This window comes from Nocardia sp. NPDC058244, from assembly GCF_042882065.1.
Taxonomy (GTDB): domain Bacteria; phylum Actinomycetota; class Actinomycetes; order Mycobacteriales; family Mycobacteriaceae; genus Nocardia.
The window spans coordinates 1-14,532 of the sequence record NZ_JBHVWX010000013.1; the positions used below are offsets into that span (position 1 = coordinate 1).

Genomic DNA, 14,532 nt, shown 5'->3' on the forward strand with positions numbered 1-14,532 from the left:
CAGGCCGGCTACCCGTCGTCGCCTTGGTAGGCCATTACCCCACCAACAAGCTGATAGGCCGCGGGCCCATCTCGTACCGATAAATCTTTCCACCCACGGACATGCATCCGAAGGTCATATCCGGTATTAGACCCAGTTTCCCAGGCTTATCCCGAAGTACGAGGCAGATCACCCACGTGTTACTCACCCGTTCGCCGCTCGTGTACCCCGAAGGGCCTTACCGCTCGACTTGCATGTGTTAAGCACGCCGCCAGCGTTCGTCCTGAGCCAGGATCAAACTCTCCGTTGAAGACTCTCAATCACACCCGAAGGTGTAATCAGAAATATCTAACTAGAGTCCGAAAACCTAGCAATGCCGAACACCAGCAAAAGTTTGCTGACATTCAAAATGTCCGACCTCGTCAACCGGGGGGTATGAGAGGCCGGAACCAATAATAATAATATTGGCACTGACATTCATCGACACACTATTGAGTTCTCAAAGAACACACGCACAAGCAGAACCACCGGCTCTCGTCCGGATCTTCTGCAGGGCAACTGTTCCAGCCTAACTGCGCTTCCAGGCGATGTCAATCGTAACGCTGGTCACACAGTCGAGGCAACGCCAGGCGCTCCCCGTCCTACCGCGTTTTCCCTGGCCCGCCGACCCTCTGGATCAGCGTCTCGGCTCCGGGTTGGTGTCCGTGTCGCTCTGACTTCCAATAAGTTACGCGCCGGAAAACGCTGCGTCAAATCGCCTGGACAGCAGGGCATCTGCGCAGGTCAGCGCGACGTCATCGGACCGCGTACCAGCCTGAATCACACGGATGTGACTCAGGCCTCCGCCGCGCGGTCAGGCTATGCGGCGCACGCCGGCCATGTTCTTCTTGCCGCGACGCAGCACCAGCCACTCGCCGTGCAGGTAGTCGGCGTCGGACGGGGTCCACTCGATGTCGCCGATGCGCTCGTTGTTCACCGACGCACCGCCTTCGGTCACCACGCGCCGGGCCGCTCCCCTGCTCTCGGCCAGGCCGGACGCGACGAGCAGATCGACGATCGTGTTCGGTTCACCGGGCACCACCTCGGCGACCTTGCCGTCGATCGCGGTCTCGCGCAGGGCGGCACCCAGGGTGGACGCGGGCAGGTCGCGCAGTTCGCCGCGGCCGAACAGGGCCTGGCTGGCCAGTTCCACCGCGGTGGTCTCGGCCTCGCCGTGCACCAGCGTGGTCATCTCCGCGGCCAGGCGCTTCTGGGCCTCGCGGGCGAACGGACGCTCGGTGGTGGCCTGCTCGAGCGCGTCGAGCTCCTCCCGGCTCAGGAAGGTGAACCAGCGCAGGTAGCGCACGACGTCGGCGTCGGCGGTGTTCACGAAGTACTGGTACCAGGCGTAGGGGCTGGTCAGCTCGGGGTCGAGCCAGAGGCTGCCGCCGCCGGTGGACTTGCCGAACTTCTTGCCGTCGGCCGAGGTCACCAGCGGGACGGTGAGGGCGTGCACGTGCGCGCCGTCGACCCGGCGGTTCAGCTCGACGCCGGCGATGATGTTGCCCCACTGGTCGGAGCCGCCGACCTGCAGCGTGCAGCCGTACTCGCGGCGCAGCTGCAGGTAGTCGTTGGCCTGCAGCAGCATGTAGCTGAACTCGGTGTAGGAGATGCCCTCCCCTTCGAGCCGCCGCTTGACGGTGTCGCGGGCCAGCATGACGTTCACCGAGAAGTGCTTGCCGATATCGCGCAGGAAGTCGACGGTGGACAGCGGTCCGGTCCAGTCCATGTTGTTCGCGATGATCGCGCCGGTCGGCGAATCGTCGAGGTCGACGAACCGCTCGAGCTGGGAGCGGATGCGGCCCGCCCACTCGGCGACGGTGTCGGTGGAGTTCATGGTGCGCTCGCCGACATCGCGCGGGTCGCCGATCAGGCCGGTGGCGCCACCGGCGAGCACGATCGGCCGGTGACCGGCGCGCTGGAACCGCTTCAGAGCGAGCAGCGGGACGAGGTGACCCGCGTGCAGGCTCGCCGCGGTGGGATCGAAGCCGGCATACAGGGTCAGCGGCGCCGCGGCGGCCGCCGCGCGCAGTTCGTCCAGGTCGGTGGACTGCGCGATCAGGCCGCGCCAGGTCAGTTCGTCGAAGATGTCGCCGGTCACGGTGTTCCATCTTTCCGTACTCGTTCCGCCGCGCGCGCGCAGGTCGGGCCGTGTTCGGCGGACGGGGTGCTCAGACCCGGGCCCGGGTGACCCAGGCGGCGAGATCGGCCTCGACCTCGTCCCGGTTGACCTCGTTGAGGACCTCGTGCCTGGCGCCCGGGTAGATCCGGTAGGTGATGTCGGTCAGCCCCGCGTCGCGATAGCGCTCGACGAGCCGATCCGACAGCCGGGTGCCGTCGTTGAGCGGGTCCTGATCGCCGACCATCACGTAGACCGGCAGGTCGGGGCGCACGGTGCTCGGATCGGACAGGCGCTGGTAGGCGGTGGTGGCGAGCAGCGCCATGTTGGCGTCGTCGACCGGGAAGCCGCACCACGGGTCGGCGAGATAGGCGTCGACCTGGGCCTCGTCGGTGCTGATCCAGTCGGCGTCGGTGCGGGTCGGCTGGAAGCGCGCGTTGAAGAACGCGGTGAGGTCGCCGCCGGCGGCCGCGATCGCGTCGAACAGGCCGTCGACAGCCGTCGACCCGCACAGCACGGCCTCGTCGACGAGCGCGGAGTGGTCGAGCAGGTACTGCTGCACCGCGAAGGACCCGAGGCTGTGCCCGAACAGGGTGACCGGAAGGCCGGGATGACGCTCGCGCAGCAGACCGGTCAGCGTCACCTGGTCGGCGACCAGCAGGTTCCAGCCGTCCGCGCCGAGCTGCCCCGGCTCGGAGAACATGCTGTAGCCGTGGCCGCGGTGGTCGGCGGCGTAGACCACGTAGCCGGCGCCGGCCAGCGTGGCGGCCAGGTGGCTGTACCGGTCGGAGTGCTCCCCCATCCCGTGCGCGATCTGCACGACGCCCACCGGTTCCGCGGCGGTGGGCGACCAGCTCCGGACGTGGATGGTGATGCCGTCGCTGCTGGTGAACGTGAGCACGAATTTCTCCTGCGGAAGGCCGTCGGGGCATGTAGGCATCGATCGTCGCATCGGAAGTACCCTGCGTCCCATAGGATTCGCCAACGAGTTCCGCGCCGGGACCTTGTGCCCACGGACAACCCCACCGGTGTCCGTGGACGCCGAAAATCGCCGGACCCGGGGGTCCGGCGATGCTCAGCGCGGTCGGTGACTCACCGGGCCGAGAAGGGCAGGCTGCCGCGGCGCTCGTAGGCGATCCAGGCGAAGATCGCGGCCAGCACCAGCGGGAAGATCGCCATCGACGGCTTGTCGGCGATGAAGGCCTGGGTCGCGGCGGCGAGCACGGTGAGCACCGACAGGCCCGCGGCGGCGAGTGCGGTGAGCCGCGGCACCATCAGGCCGATACCACCGGCCACCTCGGCGAGGCCGATGAAGACGAGCAGCCCGAGCGGGATGGTCAGGTTCTCGGGAGCGTTGTCCATCAGCATGTTCGGGATGACGAGCTTCGGGCCACCCGACGCGATGATGAAGAACAGGCCGAGCACCACCTGCAGGGTCCACAGGACGCGGTTGCGGATCGTGCCGGGGCGGTAGGCGGTGCCGGAGAAGTTCGCGGAAGCGGTGGCGGTGGTGGTCATTTCGTGTCCTTCGGGTCGGTCGCGCTCGGTGGGTAGCGCGTTCACCAGATAGGACGGACCCCGTCCGCGGAATTCATCGCTGCGCGGAAGAATTCTTCGGCGGGAGTTCCGGAGCGCGCGGACTGCGGCGGTAGACCGACACCGCCGGCGACGGCAACCGGAACCGCCACGGCACCTCGGCGGCCACGCTGACACCGACGCGCGGACCCTCCGCGATCTGGGCCGCGGGCACCGGTTCGGCCAGGTGCAGCCGGATGTCGGCGAAGGGATCGAACAGTTCGGTGCCGTAGTCGGACAGGCTGATGCCGAGCGCGCTGCCGACATTGCCGGGTCCACGCGCCAGATCGGCGTCGGTGCGAGCGGCGGGCCTGCGCGCGCGGGCGACGTCGAGACCGTCGACCACCTCCCCCGCGCGGATCAGCACCGCGCCCGCGATCCCGTCGAAACCGGTGGTCACGTTGACGCACAGGTGGATTCCATAGGACCGGTAGACGTAGAGCCGCCCGGCGGGGCCGAACATCACCGCGTTGCGGGCGGTCGGTCCCGGCCAGGAATGGGCGGCCGGGTCGGGCCACGGCCCTGCCGGATCGCTGCCGTAGGCCTCGACCTCGACGACGCGCAGCGCCACCGGCCCGGACGACAGGGTCGCGCCGAGCAGCCTGCGCGCGGCGGTGGGCGGATCGACGACCAGTTCCTGAGCGGACACGATCGTCATTGTCGCCCATCCCGCCGCGCGACCGGGTCAGGCGTAGGCGCTGTGCTGGCCCGCGCGCAGGATGCGCCGGTCGTCGAGGATGACGACCGCGTAGGCGAGGGCGACCAGCGCGGCGAGCTGCGCCCACGCGACGGTGTACACCCCGATCGGGGCGGTCGCGGCGACCACGACGGCACCGATCAGCCGGGCGCGGGCACCGGCAAGGCCCAGGGTCGCGCGGAACCACGCCTGCCCGGCGAAGTAGAGCGCGACACCGCCCGAGAGCGCGCCGGCGGCACCCCAGCCCACCGGCTCGTCACCGTGCGCGATGCTCAGCGCGATGCCCGCCGAGGTCAGGATGACGCCGATCAGCAGCGGGTAGTAGGCGTAGTCGTAGGCGACCAGGGCCGGCCGGACGCGGTCGGTGGCCGGGCGCGCGGCCAGCGCGTGTTCGCCGCGTTCGTCGTCGAAGCCGAAGTAGGCCCACCACAGCACGTACGCCAGCGCGAGACCGAGGGCGACCATCGCCATCAGCCCGACCGTGATGGGCTCGTCCGCGAGGCCGACACCGAGCGCGACGATAGATTCACCGAGCGCCACGATGATGACCAGGCCGTGCCGCTCGCAGAAGTGCGACGCGCGCACCACGAAACCGCCTGCGTCGACGAGGTACGGGCTGAGGATCTGCACCGCGAACGCGGCCGCCCACAGCAGGTATTGCACCGGCGGGTGGGTGAACCCACCACCGAGGACCAGCGCGGCCGACAGCGCGTTGAGCGGCCCGATCCGCCGGATCGCCAGGCTCGCCGAGGCACCGCCCGCCGAGGCGAACATCGCCGTGTGGATCGCGGTCACCAGCGCGTACCCCACGCCGAACGCGATCCCGGTGCCGTGGAAGGCATCCGGCACGGCGAGCGCGAGCACGAAGAACGCCGACATCCCGACGAGCAACCAGGTGCGCCGCGAGGAACTGCTCGGCGCGACCTCGTTGGTCAGCCACACGTACCCGCCGTACATCCACCAGATCACGCCGAACATCAACGCCACCTGCAGCAGCGCCTCCCAGTCCGGGTGGTGCACGAACACGTGGGTGAGCTGGGTGATGGTGAAGACGAAGACGAGATCGAAGAACAGTTCGAGGGTGGAGACCCGCACCTGCCCGCCGTCGGGGCGGGGCGCCGGAGATGTATCTGTCACCGGCGAATAGTAGGTCGGCGGCGGGCTCGGCGCGCGGCATGATGACCGGTCGGTTATGCCCGGCCCCTGCGGCGTTCGAGGAGCTGGGCCATGAGCGCGCGATCAGCGTCGCGACCGGCGCCGGTGATGGCAACCAGGACCGTGCGCTCGCCGAAGCCCGTGTTGGGGGAACCGGCCGCCATGCGGGTCCAGTGGTAGTGGATCTGGGCGCGCAGGAAGGTGCGGTCGGCGGACTCGTCACACAGCAGGACCACACCGGTCAGCGGGAACCGGTCGATCACGCGTTGCAGCTCGAACTGGGTTCCGGTGTTGGCGGGGAGGTAGCCGGACAGGTCGACGACGACGAATCCGACGCGGGCGAGCAGCATGTCGACGGCGCTCTGCCAGAAACTGCCGTGACACAGCAGGGCCCGGACCGGGTAGCTGCCCGCCGGGTCGTGCACGCGTTCGGCGGTGTTGGTGATGCCGGTGAGCCTGCGTCTACCGGGTGGCAGTGGTTCGGTGGGACACGCCGCCAGCGCGGCGCGGAAGGTGCGCGGCGAGGTGGCGAACAGGGTGCGGATCGCGCTGCCGGACCTGGCTTGCGCCACCTCCGCCGGACTGACCGATCCTGAACCGCGCAGGATGTGCACGTAGCCGAATTCCCGCCACGCCCCGCGCAGGAAGCTGCGGATCCTGGCGTGGTTGTCGAACAGGCGCAGGTAGGCGATCTCCTCGGGGGGCCAGCCGAACACATTGCGGGTGGCCGTCACGGTTGTCACCTTGTAGGCGGCCGGGCTCGGCCGCACGAACCGCACGCGCAGCGTGGGGATGTCGGCGGCGCGGACGCCGACGGGGTCGGCGGCCAGGCGATCCAGCGCGGCCGCGTAGGCGGGGTCGCGCGACCACTTCTCCGCGGTGGCGCCCGCCTGCCAGCGCCGCCAGCGGGGCAGTGCCGCGCCGACGACGGCGATCGCGATCAGCACGAGCACCACCACGTACGGCGCCGCGGGCACGTCCCGCATGGTGCCGTCGGGCTCCTCCACCTGGACACCCCAGATCGCGATGGCGACGACCAGGCCGACCGGGATCACCACCCATCTGGCCCGTCGCCACATCACCTGCCGATGTCCGCGGACCGCGCGCAGCGCGCTGAGATGATCCTCGAGCGGCGGGATCAGCAGCGCGGCGTGCTCGGGCCGCCGGTCGACCGCGAGCCGCACGCTGTGCGCGCGCTGCCAGTCGTACCAGTCGCGGGTGCCGTTCCATCCGCGCTCGAACAGGCCGAAGCAGCACAGCACCACCGGGAACAGCACGAGCGTCCGCCAGGTCGACAGGGGAACCTCGGGCACGGCGTCGGCGAGCGGTGCGGGGGCGAAGACGACGAGTCCGACGATCGCGGCCGCCCACGGCACCGCCAGCACGGTGTTACCCAGCGCCGAGCGCAGCGACTCCGTTTCCTTCGCGCGGACGCGTTCCCGGAGATCCTCGGCGGTCATGTCGTTCCCCCACTGTCACGTCAGCACGGCGACGAGGTAGATGACCACGTAGGTGCTCGCGAAGACCACCGGCACCCACTGTTCGAGGTGGGTGATCGGCGTGTAGAGCTTGCGGTCGCGGCCCTGCCCGAGCGCCGCCCACTCCGCCCGCCAGTACGGCGAGGCGGGGAGCCGTTCCTCCAGTTCACCCACCACCCGGTACTTGGCGGCATTGAGCTGACGGTAGGACCGCAGCGTGTAATACCAAGCGCCGCACTGCACGACCAGCGCCACCGTCGGGAAGATCAGCGTCCACACGCCCCGGCCCGGCCGCAGCTGCAGCACGAGCCCGATGACGGTGAAGGCGCTGGTGTTGAGGGTGAGGAAGAAGCCGTTGGTGACGGCGCGACGCGCGCTGATCCGGTCGGCCATCTCGACGTAGAGCTTGTACTGCTCGAGGACGAGATCGTGATAGCGGTCGGCGAACTCCGCGGGAGTTCGGTCGGGGTTCCACACGCTGGGACCTGGCATCGCAGCCACCTTCCGCGCGGGGCGAGGCGTCGACCTCGATGATATTCCGAAGTCGGCTCGCCCGCAGCGGGATTCAGCCGAGCAGCTCGGTGCCGTGATAGAGCCCGGCCAGCTTGCCCGGGTTGACCTGGAAGCGCAGATTGTGGATGCGCCCGTCGACGAGGTCGAAGGTGAACGCGGCGCCGGGGTTGCCGCCGAAGGAGGCGAGCGTGCCGAGTTCGCCGTTGATCTCGGCGGCGCTGAGTTCGGCGCCCGCCGAGGACGGTTTGGCCAGCACGCCGAGAATCCAGCGGGCGACGTGGTCGGGGCCGTGCAGCGGCCTGCGGGCGGCGGTGACCACCCCGCCCCCGTCGGACCAGCAGGTCACGTCGGGGGCGAGCAGGTCCATCAGCGCGTTCAGGTCGCCGCCCGCGCAGGCCGCCATGAACCGTTCGGTGATGTGGGCGCGGGCGGCCTTGTCGGTGTCGAAGCGCGGACGACGCGACTGCACGTGGTTCTTGGCGCGGTGCGCGATCTGGCGCACGCTCGCCTCCGAACGGTCGAGGACCTCGGCGATCTCGGCGTGCGAGTAGCCGAACACCTCGCGCAGCAGGAACACCGCGCGTTCGACCGGGGTCAGGGTTTCCAGGACCACCAGCATCGCGGTGGAGACGGTGTCGGCCAATGCGGTGTCCTCGGCGATGTCGGGTGAGGTCAGCACCGGTTCGGGCAACCAGGGGCCGACGTAGGACTCGCGGGTCACCCGGGCGGAGGTGAGCCGGTTCAGCGACAGATTGGTGACGGTGCGGACCAGGTAGGCCTTCGGATGGTCGACAGCGGCCCGATCGGTGCCGTTCCACTTGATCCAGGCGTCCTGCAGGATGTCCTCGGCGTCGGTGACGGTGCCGAGCATGCGGTAGGCGGTCGCGAACAGCAGCCTGCGGTGTTCGAGGAAGGGATCCTGGTCTGGCATGGGGTCAACCATGGCACGCTCCGTCGGTTCGCTCACGCGGTGGCGCGAGTCGCCTTGCCGCCCTTGGACAGCTGCACGCTCATCGGCACCCGCCGGTTCACCTTGAACGACGGCACCGGGCTGCCACTGACCATCTCCTTGTAGGTCCGGGCGGCCCAGCCGGTCAGGTAGAAACGGCCGGGGGTGTCGTCGGCACGGGTGAACTGGATGACCGCGTCGCGGCGGCCCAGGCTCACCGGCTGGTGGAAGTAGCCGAACCGGAACGGTTTCACCGTCTTGCCGCGCAGCCCGGCCGCGATCGCCCCGGCCGCGTAGGCGGCGGTGGGCAGGCCGCTCTGGCAGGTGCCGTGGATCTGTCCCCAGGCCTGGCGAACCGCGGCGGCGTCGCCGATCGCGTGAATCGTGGGGTGCGACACCGACTTCAGGGTGGGGTCGACGACGATCAGCCCGCGCTCGTCGGTCGCGATGCCCGCCGCGGCGGCCAGCGGCGACACCCGCACCCCGCTGGTCCACAGGGTGCGGTCGGCGTCGATCCTGGTGCCGTCGGCGAGCTCGACCGCGTCGGGCAGCACCTTGGTGACCCGGTGCCCGACCACGCGGACGATGCCGAGCCGGTCCATCACCTTGTTCAGATGGGCACGGGCCTTGTCGCCCATCATCGCGCCCGGTTCGGCCGAGCTGACCAGGGTCACGCGCAGGCCGGGGTGGCTCTCGGCGATCTCGGTGGCCGCCTCGATGCCGGTGAGGCCGCCGCCGCACACCGTCACCGTGCCGCCGGTGGCGGCCAGCCGGGTGAGCTCGCCCGCGAAGGCGTGCGCGTGCCGTGGGTCGTTCAGGGTCCAGGCGTGGTCGGCGACGCCGGGGACTCCGGTGGTGTCGGTGGTGCTGCCGAGGGCGTAGACGAGCTCGTCGTAGGCGAGGTCGCCGACGCCGTCGACGTGTACCCGGCGCGCGTCCGGGTCGACCGCGGTGGCCCAGCCCTGCACGAATTCGATTCCCGTGCCGGCGAGCAAGTCCGGGATGTGGTGGTTCGCGAGTTCCTGGCCTGCGGCGATCTGGTGCATCCGCAGCCGCTCGGTGAACCGCGCCGACGGATTGACCAGGGTGATCGCGACGTCGAGCCTGCGGGTCCGGCGGGCCAGGCAGACCGCGGCCAGCATGCCGGTGTAGCCGGCGCCGAGGACGACGATGCGGTGCGTCGTGGTGTGCATTGCGGTGCTCCTTGTCGGTGGGATGTCGATAGGACAAACGACCTCGCAGGAACGTGACAGCCAGCGTATGTGACCCGCGTCACATCATTTGATCGAGGTCTGGAAACCGGTGGTGACCTGCCGGAATGCCGATGCGGTCAGGGTGCGAGCCAGGGTCGGGTGGGGGAATCTTCCCGATGTGCGAGCACGGTCGCCGTCCCTACCGTCGGATCATGGCTTCCCCCTCTCGACCCGGCCGCGTGCGCCGGATACTGCTCGGCGCCGCCGCGCTCGCCCTCACCCTGGTGCCGGCGATCGCCGGCCTGGTGACCTGGACCTGGGCCGGCGCCGATGTGTCCACCGTCGGCAGCACGGATTTCGTCCGGCCACTGGCGATTCCGCCCCTGGCGCCCTCGACCGTCGACCCGGACGGCACCCGGGTATTCGCCCTCGACATGCGTTCCGGCACCACGGAATTCGAGCCGGGCCGGGCGACCGAGACCTGGGGGTTCAACGGCAGCTATCTGGGCCCGACCCTGCGGGCCGCCCGCGGCGAGCGGGTGCGGGTGCACGTGCGCAACCAGCTGCCCGAGGCGTCGACGGTGCACTGGCACGGCATGCACCTGCCCGCGAAGATGGACGGCGGTCCGCATCAGATGGTCGACGCGGGCCGGACGTGGACGCCGGAATGGACTGTCGCGCAACCCGCTTCGACACTCTGGTACCACCCCCACCCGCACGGCGCCACCGAGGACCACGTGCGCCGCGGCCTGGCGGGCATGTTCCTCATCGACGACGACGCCGCGGGCGCGCTGCCGCTGCCCGACACCTACGGCGTCGACGACATCCCGGTGATCGTGCAGGACATGCGCCTGCGCGGGGACCGCTTCGACGGCAGCCACGGCGCCTTCCGCGATGTCGGGTTCCTCGGTGACCGGCTCCTGGTCAACGGCACCCTCGCGCCGTACCAGGAGGTCGGCGACGAGCTGGTCCGGCTGCGCCTGCTCAACGCCTCGACCGCGCGGATCTACAACTTCGCCTTCCGCGACAGCAAGCGGTTCTCGCTGATCGCCTCCGACGGCGGTCTGCTCGAACGCCCGGAAACCATGACGGCCCTGCATCTTTCGCCCGGCGAGCGGGCCGAGATCGTGGTGCGGATGCAGCCGGGTGAGCGCGCGGTGCTGCGCAGCGAACAGCTCGACGTTGGCCTGGACTTCTGGACCAACCGGTTCTCCGGGGGCGACGACCGCTTCGATGTCCTCGAACTCCGCGCCGCGAACACCCTGCGCCCCTCCCCCGAGCTGCCGGGCGCGCTCGTCCCCGCGTCGACGCCGGACGGCGCCGACGCCGTCGTGGAGCGCCGCTTCGACCTCACCTTCGCCGGGATCAACGGCTCCCCGATGGCGATGGACCGGGTCGACGCGACCGTCACCCGGGGAACGACCGAGAAATGGGTGGTCCGCAATGCCGACGGGATGCCGCACAACTTCCACGTCCACGATGTGCAGTTCCGGGTGCTCGACTACGGCGGCGCCCCGCCACCGCCCGCGCTGACCGGCGCCAAGGACACCATCTTCCTGCCGCCGAACACCACCGCGACGCTGGCCCTGCGCTTCGACGGACCCGCCGATCCGGACACCCCGTACATGTATCACTGCCATCTGCTCTGGCACGAGGACCTGGGGATGATGGGCCAGTTCGTGGTCGTCGAGCCTGGTCAGCAGGCCGCGACACCGCCTCGACACGCGCACTGACCCTTGTCCCGCCGACGTGGTCGCGCTAAATTCATCACGTAGTGAATTCAACACTCGATGAATTGAGGCGACCATGTCGCACCCCACGCCGCCACCGTCCGCCGTCCGGGTCGACGGACTGACCGTCACGCGCGGCAAACGCACCGTCCTGCACGGGCTCACCCTCGATATCCCGCGCGGTTCGATCACCGGCCTGCTCGGACCGTCGGGCTGCGGCAAGACCACCCTGATGCGCAGCGTCGTCGGCACGCAGATCGTCGAGTCGGGCAGCGTCACCGTGCTCGGCGAGCCGGCGGGCAGCGCCGGACTGCGGCGCCGGGTCGGCTACGTCACCCAGGCGCCGAGCATCTACGCCGACATCAGCGTCCGCGAGAACGTCGCCTACTACGCCGCGCTCTACGGGCGCGACCGCGACGACGTCGACTCCGCGCTCACCTCGGTCGGGTTGAGCGACTACGCCGACCAGCTCGGCGACCAGCTCTCGGGCGGGCAGAAGACCAGGGCGTCGCTGGCCTGCGCGCTGGTCGGCAAGCCGGAACTGCTGGTGCTCGACGAACCGACCGTCGGTCTCGACCCGGTGTTGCGGGTCGAGCTGTGGAAGCAGTTCCACGAACTGGCGGCGCAAGGCACGACCCTGCTCGTCTCGAGTCACGTGATGGACGAGGCCGAGCACTGCGATCGACTGCTGCTGATGCGCGACGGCCACCTGCTCGCCCAGCTCAGCCCCGACGAACTGCGCGAACGCACCGACGAGCAGAACCTCGAGACCGCCTTCCTCACCCTGATCACGATGGGAGAGCGCGCATGATCACCACCCTGCGCCCCTACACCGCCACCACCGGCCGGATCCTGCGGCAGCTGCGCAACGATCACCGCACCGTGGCCATGATCCTGGTGGTCCCGGCCCTGCTGATGACACTGCTGTACTTCATCTACCAGGACGCGCCCCGCCCGCCGCACGCCCCGCTGACGATCTTCGACCGGGTCGGCATCACCATGCTCGGGATCCTGCCGTTCATCGTGATGTTCCTGATCACCGCCATCGCGATGCAGCGCGAACGCACCTCGGGCACACTCGAGCGGCTGCTCACCACGCCGCTGCGCAAGCTGGACCTGCTGGCCGGCTACGGCAGCGCGTTCTCGCTGGCCGCCGCCGCGCAGGCGGCCGTCGCCTGCCTGGTGGCCTTCTGGCTGCTGGGGATGAACGCGGCGGGCAATCCCGGCTGGGTGATGCTCATCGCCATGGTCGACGCGGTGTGCGGAGTGGCGCTGGGCCTGCTGGCCAGCGCGTTCGCGCGCACCGAATTCCAGGCCGTGCAGTTCATGCCGGTGGTGGTGGCGCCGCAGATCTTCCTGTGCGGCCTGCTCGTTCCGCGCGACCAGCTGCCCGACTGGCTGGAGGCGATCAGCAATGTGATGCCGTTGAGCTACGCGGTGGACGCGCTGCAGCAGGTGTCGCTGTACCCGGAGCCGACCGCGACCATGTGGCGCGATATCGCGGTGGTCGCCGGGTTCGCGGTGATCGCGCTGTGCCTCGGCGCGGCTACCCTGCGACGACGGACCCCCTAGCGAACGAGGAGAGACGGACACATGACCGACGGCGAATCCGGTTCGGGCACCACGCGATCCGGTCGGACCGGGCGCAGGCCCGGCAATACCGATACGCGCGCGGCGATTCTCGACGCGGCCCGGATCCGGTTCGCCGACAACGGTTTCGACAAGACCTCCATCCGGGCGATCGCCGGCGACGCCGACGTCGACCCCGCGCTGGTGCACCACTATTTCGGCACCAAGCAGCAGTTGTTCGCCGCGGCCGTGGAGTTCCCCGTCGATCCGGAGGCGACGCTGACCGCGGTCGACCACGCGCCGCTCGACGAGCTCGGGGCCACGATCGTGCGCTCGGTGGTCGGGGTGTGGGACTCCCCCGCCGGGCCGGGCGTGGTCGCCACGGTGCGCAGCATCTTCGGCGGCGGCGAGGCGAGCCCGGCCCGCGCGTTCCTGCTCCAGGTGGTGCTCGAACGGGTCCGGGTGCGGATCGCCACCCCCACCGACGACGGCCGGGCGCGGGTGGCGCTGGCGGCCGCGCAGATGGTCGGCCTGCTCACCGCGCGCAAGATCGTCGACATCGAGCCGTTGGCGTCGATGCCGATCGACGAGGTCGTCGCCGCGGTGGGCCCCGCGGTGCAGCGCTACCTGACCGGCGATATCGGTACCGGCGGCGCGTGATTCAGCGCGAGCGCACCCGCACGATGGCAGGCGGGATGTCGCGCAGCACCGGGAGCGCGGCGAACAGCGGCAGGGTGGCGGCGAGTGGACCGTGCGATGGCCCGTAGGAGCTCACCGTGACCTCGTCGACGGCGGGTGTCCACGACCGCAGCAGCGCGGCGATCCGGCTCCGTTCGACACCCCACGGCATCGGCGGCGCGAGGTAGTCCGGCGTCTTGCGGAAGCCGCGCATCGTCTTGCGCGAGAACCACGGTGGGATGGTGTCGAACATCAGCTCGACGCCGGGGAAGCGTTCGAGGATCGCGGTGACCAGATGGCACACGTCCTCGGGCGCGAAATACATGAAAAGCCCCTGGGCCGTGACGAACACGCCGCGCGCCGGGTCGACGTGGTTGAGCCAGCTCAGATCGAGCGCGCTGATCGGCAGGTACTCGCAGCGCTCGGTGGGCGGCAGGAACCGCCGGCGGATCTCGATCGATTCGGGCACGTCGACACACAACCAGCGCACCGTGCCGTCGTCGCAACGCTGGAACTGGGTCTCCAGCCCGGCGGCGAGTTCGACCACGGTCCCGCCGGGGTGGGCGGCCAGCCACGGCCGCAGCACCTCGTCGAAGCGCGCCGAGCGCACCGCGTGTGTGCCGTCGGGTGCTCCGAAAGTGCGGACATAGTCGAAATCGATGGTGTCGTACAGGCGTTCGCAGTCGGGGTCGGTGAGGACCGCGTCGGGGCGCTTCACCTCCGACCCGCGGTTGTGCAGGGTCCAGAGCATGGTCAGCGGGACACCGCTCAGAGCTACGTCGTCGGACATCGAAGGCACCTCTTCCGGTCGCCGGACGGGTATCGCCACCCGCCGGGGTGACGACTGAGGTAACCCTA

14 protein-coding genes and 1 rRNA gene are annotated in these 14,532 nt (G+C 69.8%); 4 read left to right on the forward strand and 11 right to left on the reverse strand.

The genetic code is table 11. The features are described 5' to 3' along the window. From ACFVW6_RS31665 to ACFVW6_RS31710, 10 genes are all read right to left on the reverse strand, one after another. Positions 1-289: ribosomal RNA gene (locus tag ACFVW6_RS31665) — 16S ribosomal RNA — on the reverse strand; the annotation flags it as partial. A 543-nt stretch (positions 290-832) separates the two neighbouring features. Continuing rightward, the gene (gene tyrS, locus ACFVW6_RS31670; protein WP_378832913.1) at positions 833-2,119 is read right to left on the reverse strand and encodes a tyrosine--tRNA ligase; all 1,287 of its coding nucleotides are present in this window, start codon (positions 2,117-2,119) and stop codon (positions 833-835) included. A 70-nt stretch (positions 2,120-2,189) separates the two neighbouring features. After that, positions 2,190-3,038, reverse strand: a complete 849-nt coding sequence (locus tag ACFVW6_RS31675) for an alpha/beta fold hydrolase (RefSeq protein WP_378832910.1) — start codon at positions 3,036-3,038, stop codon at positions 2,190-2,192. A 191-nt stretch (positions 3,039-3,229) separates the two neighbouring features. Beyond that, positions 3,230-3,655, reverse strand: a complete 426-nt coding sequence (locus ACFVW6_RS31680; protein WP_378832908.1) for a DoxX family protein — start codon at positions 3,653-3,655, stop codon at positions 3,230-3,232. A 73-nt stretch (positions 3,656-3,728) separates the two neighbouring features. Beyond that, positions 3,729-4,361 (reverse strand): DNA-3-methyladenine glycosylase, encoded by a 633-nt coding sequence (locus ACFVW6_RS31685; protein WP_378832906.1) that lies wholly within the window; start codon positions 4,359-4,361, stop codon positions 3,729-3,731. Positions 4,362-4,397: 36 nt separating this feature from the next. After that, entirely contained in the window at positions 4,398-5,546 is a 1,149-nt protein-coding gene (locus ACFVW6_RS31690; protein WP_378832904.1) for a low temperature requirement protein A, read from the reverse strand. A 53-nt stretch (positions 5,547-5,599) separates the two neighbouring features. Then, positions 5,600-7,024, reverse strand: coding sequence for a hypothetical protein (locus ACFVW6_RS31695; RefSeq protein ID WP_378832901.1), 1,425 nt, complete (start codon positions 7,022-7,024; stop codon positions 5,600-5,602). Between the two features lie 15 nt (positions 7,025-7,039). Beyond that, entirely contained in the window at positions 7,040-7,534 is a 495-nt protein-coding gene (locus ACFVW6_RS31700) for a hypothetical protein (RefSeq protein WP_378832899.1), read from the reverse strand. Positions 7,535-7,607: 73 nt separating this feature from the next. Continuing rightward, positions 7,608-8,486 carry an RNA polymerase sigma-70 factor gene (locus ACFVW6_RS31705; protein WP_355281816.1) on the reverse strand — a complete coding sequence of 293 codons (879 nt, stop codon included), beginning with the start codon at positions 8,484-8,486 and terminating at the stop codon, positions 7,608-7,610. Positions 8,487-8,518: 32 nt separating this feature from the next. Further along, positions 8,519-9,697 carry an NAD(P)/FAD-dependent oxidoreductase gene (locus tag ACFVW6_RS31710; RefSeq protein WP_378832897.1) on the reverse strand — a complete coding sequence of 393 codons (1,179 nt, stop codon included), beginning with the start codon at positions 9,695-9,697 and terminating at the stop codon, positions 8,519-8,521. Positions 9,698-9,909: 212 nt separating this feature from the next. Between ACFVW6_RS31710 and ACFVW6_RS31715 the strand changes: the two genes are divergently transcribed. From ACFVW6_RS31715 to ACFVW6_RS31730, 4 genes are all read left to right on the forward strand, one after another. Continuing rightward, on the forward strand, positions 9,910-11,430 hold the full coding sequence (locus ACFVW6_RS31715) for a multicopper oxidase family protein (protein ID WP_378832894.1): 1,521 nt from the start codon (positions 9,910-9,912) through the stop codon (positions 11,428-11,430). Positions 11,431-11,503: 73 nt separating this feature from the next. Beyond that, positions 11,504-12,238: an ABC transporter ATP-binding protein gene (locus ACFVW6_RS31720; RefSeq protein ID WP_378832892.1), complete on the forward strand. Its 735-nt coding sequence runs from the start codon at positions 11,504-11,506 to the stop codon at positions 12,236-12,238. After that, on the forward strand, positions 12,235-12,999 hold the full coding sequence (locus ACFVW6_RS31725) for an ABC transporter permease (RefSeq protein WP_355281806.1): 765 nt from the start codon (positions 12,235-12,237) through the stop codon (positions 12,997-12,999). Before ACFVW6_RS31720 ends, ACFVW6_RS31725 begins: the two co-directional genes overlap by 4 nt. Positions 13,000-13,020: 21 nt before the next feature. After that, on the forward strand, positions 13,021-13,656 hold the full coding sequence (locus tag ACFVW6_RS31730) for a TetR family transcriptional regulator (protein ID WP_357350542.1): 636 nt from the start codon (positions 13,021-13,023) through the stop codon (positions 13,654-13,656). 1 nt (position 13,657) lies between these two features. On the opposite strand, the gene ACFVW6_RS31735 is transcribed toward ACFVW6_RS31730, so the two are convergent. After that, the gene (locus ACFVW6_RS31735) at positions 13,658-14,464 is read right to left on the reverse strand and encodes a class I SAM-dependent methyltransferase (RefSeq protein WP_378832888.1); all 807 of its coding nucleotides are present in this window, start codon (positions 14,462-14,464) and stop codon (positions 13,658-13,660) included. Positions 14,465-14,532: the final 68 nt, after the last annotated feature.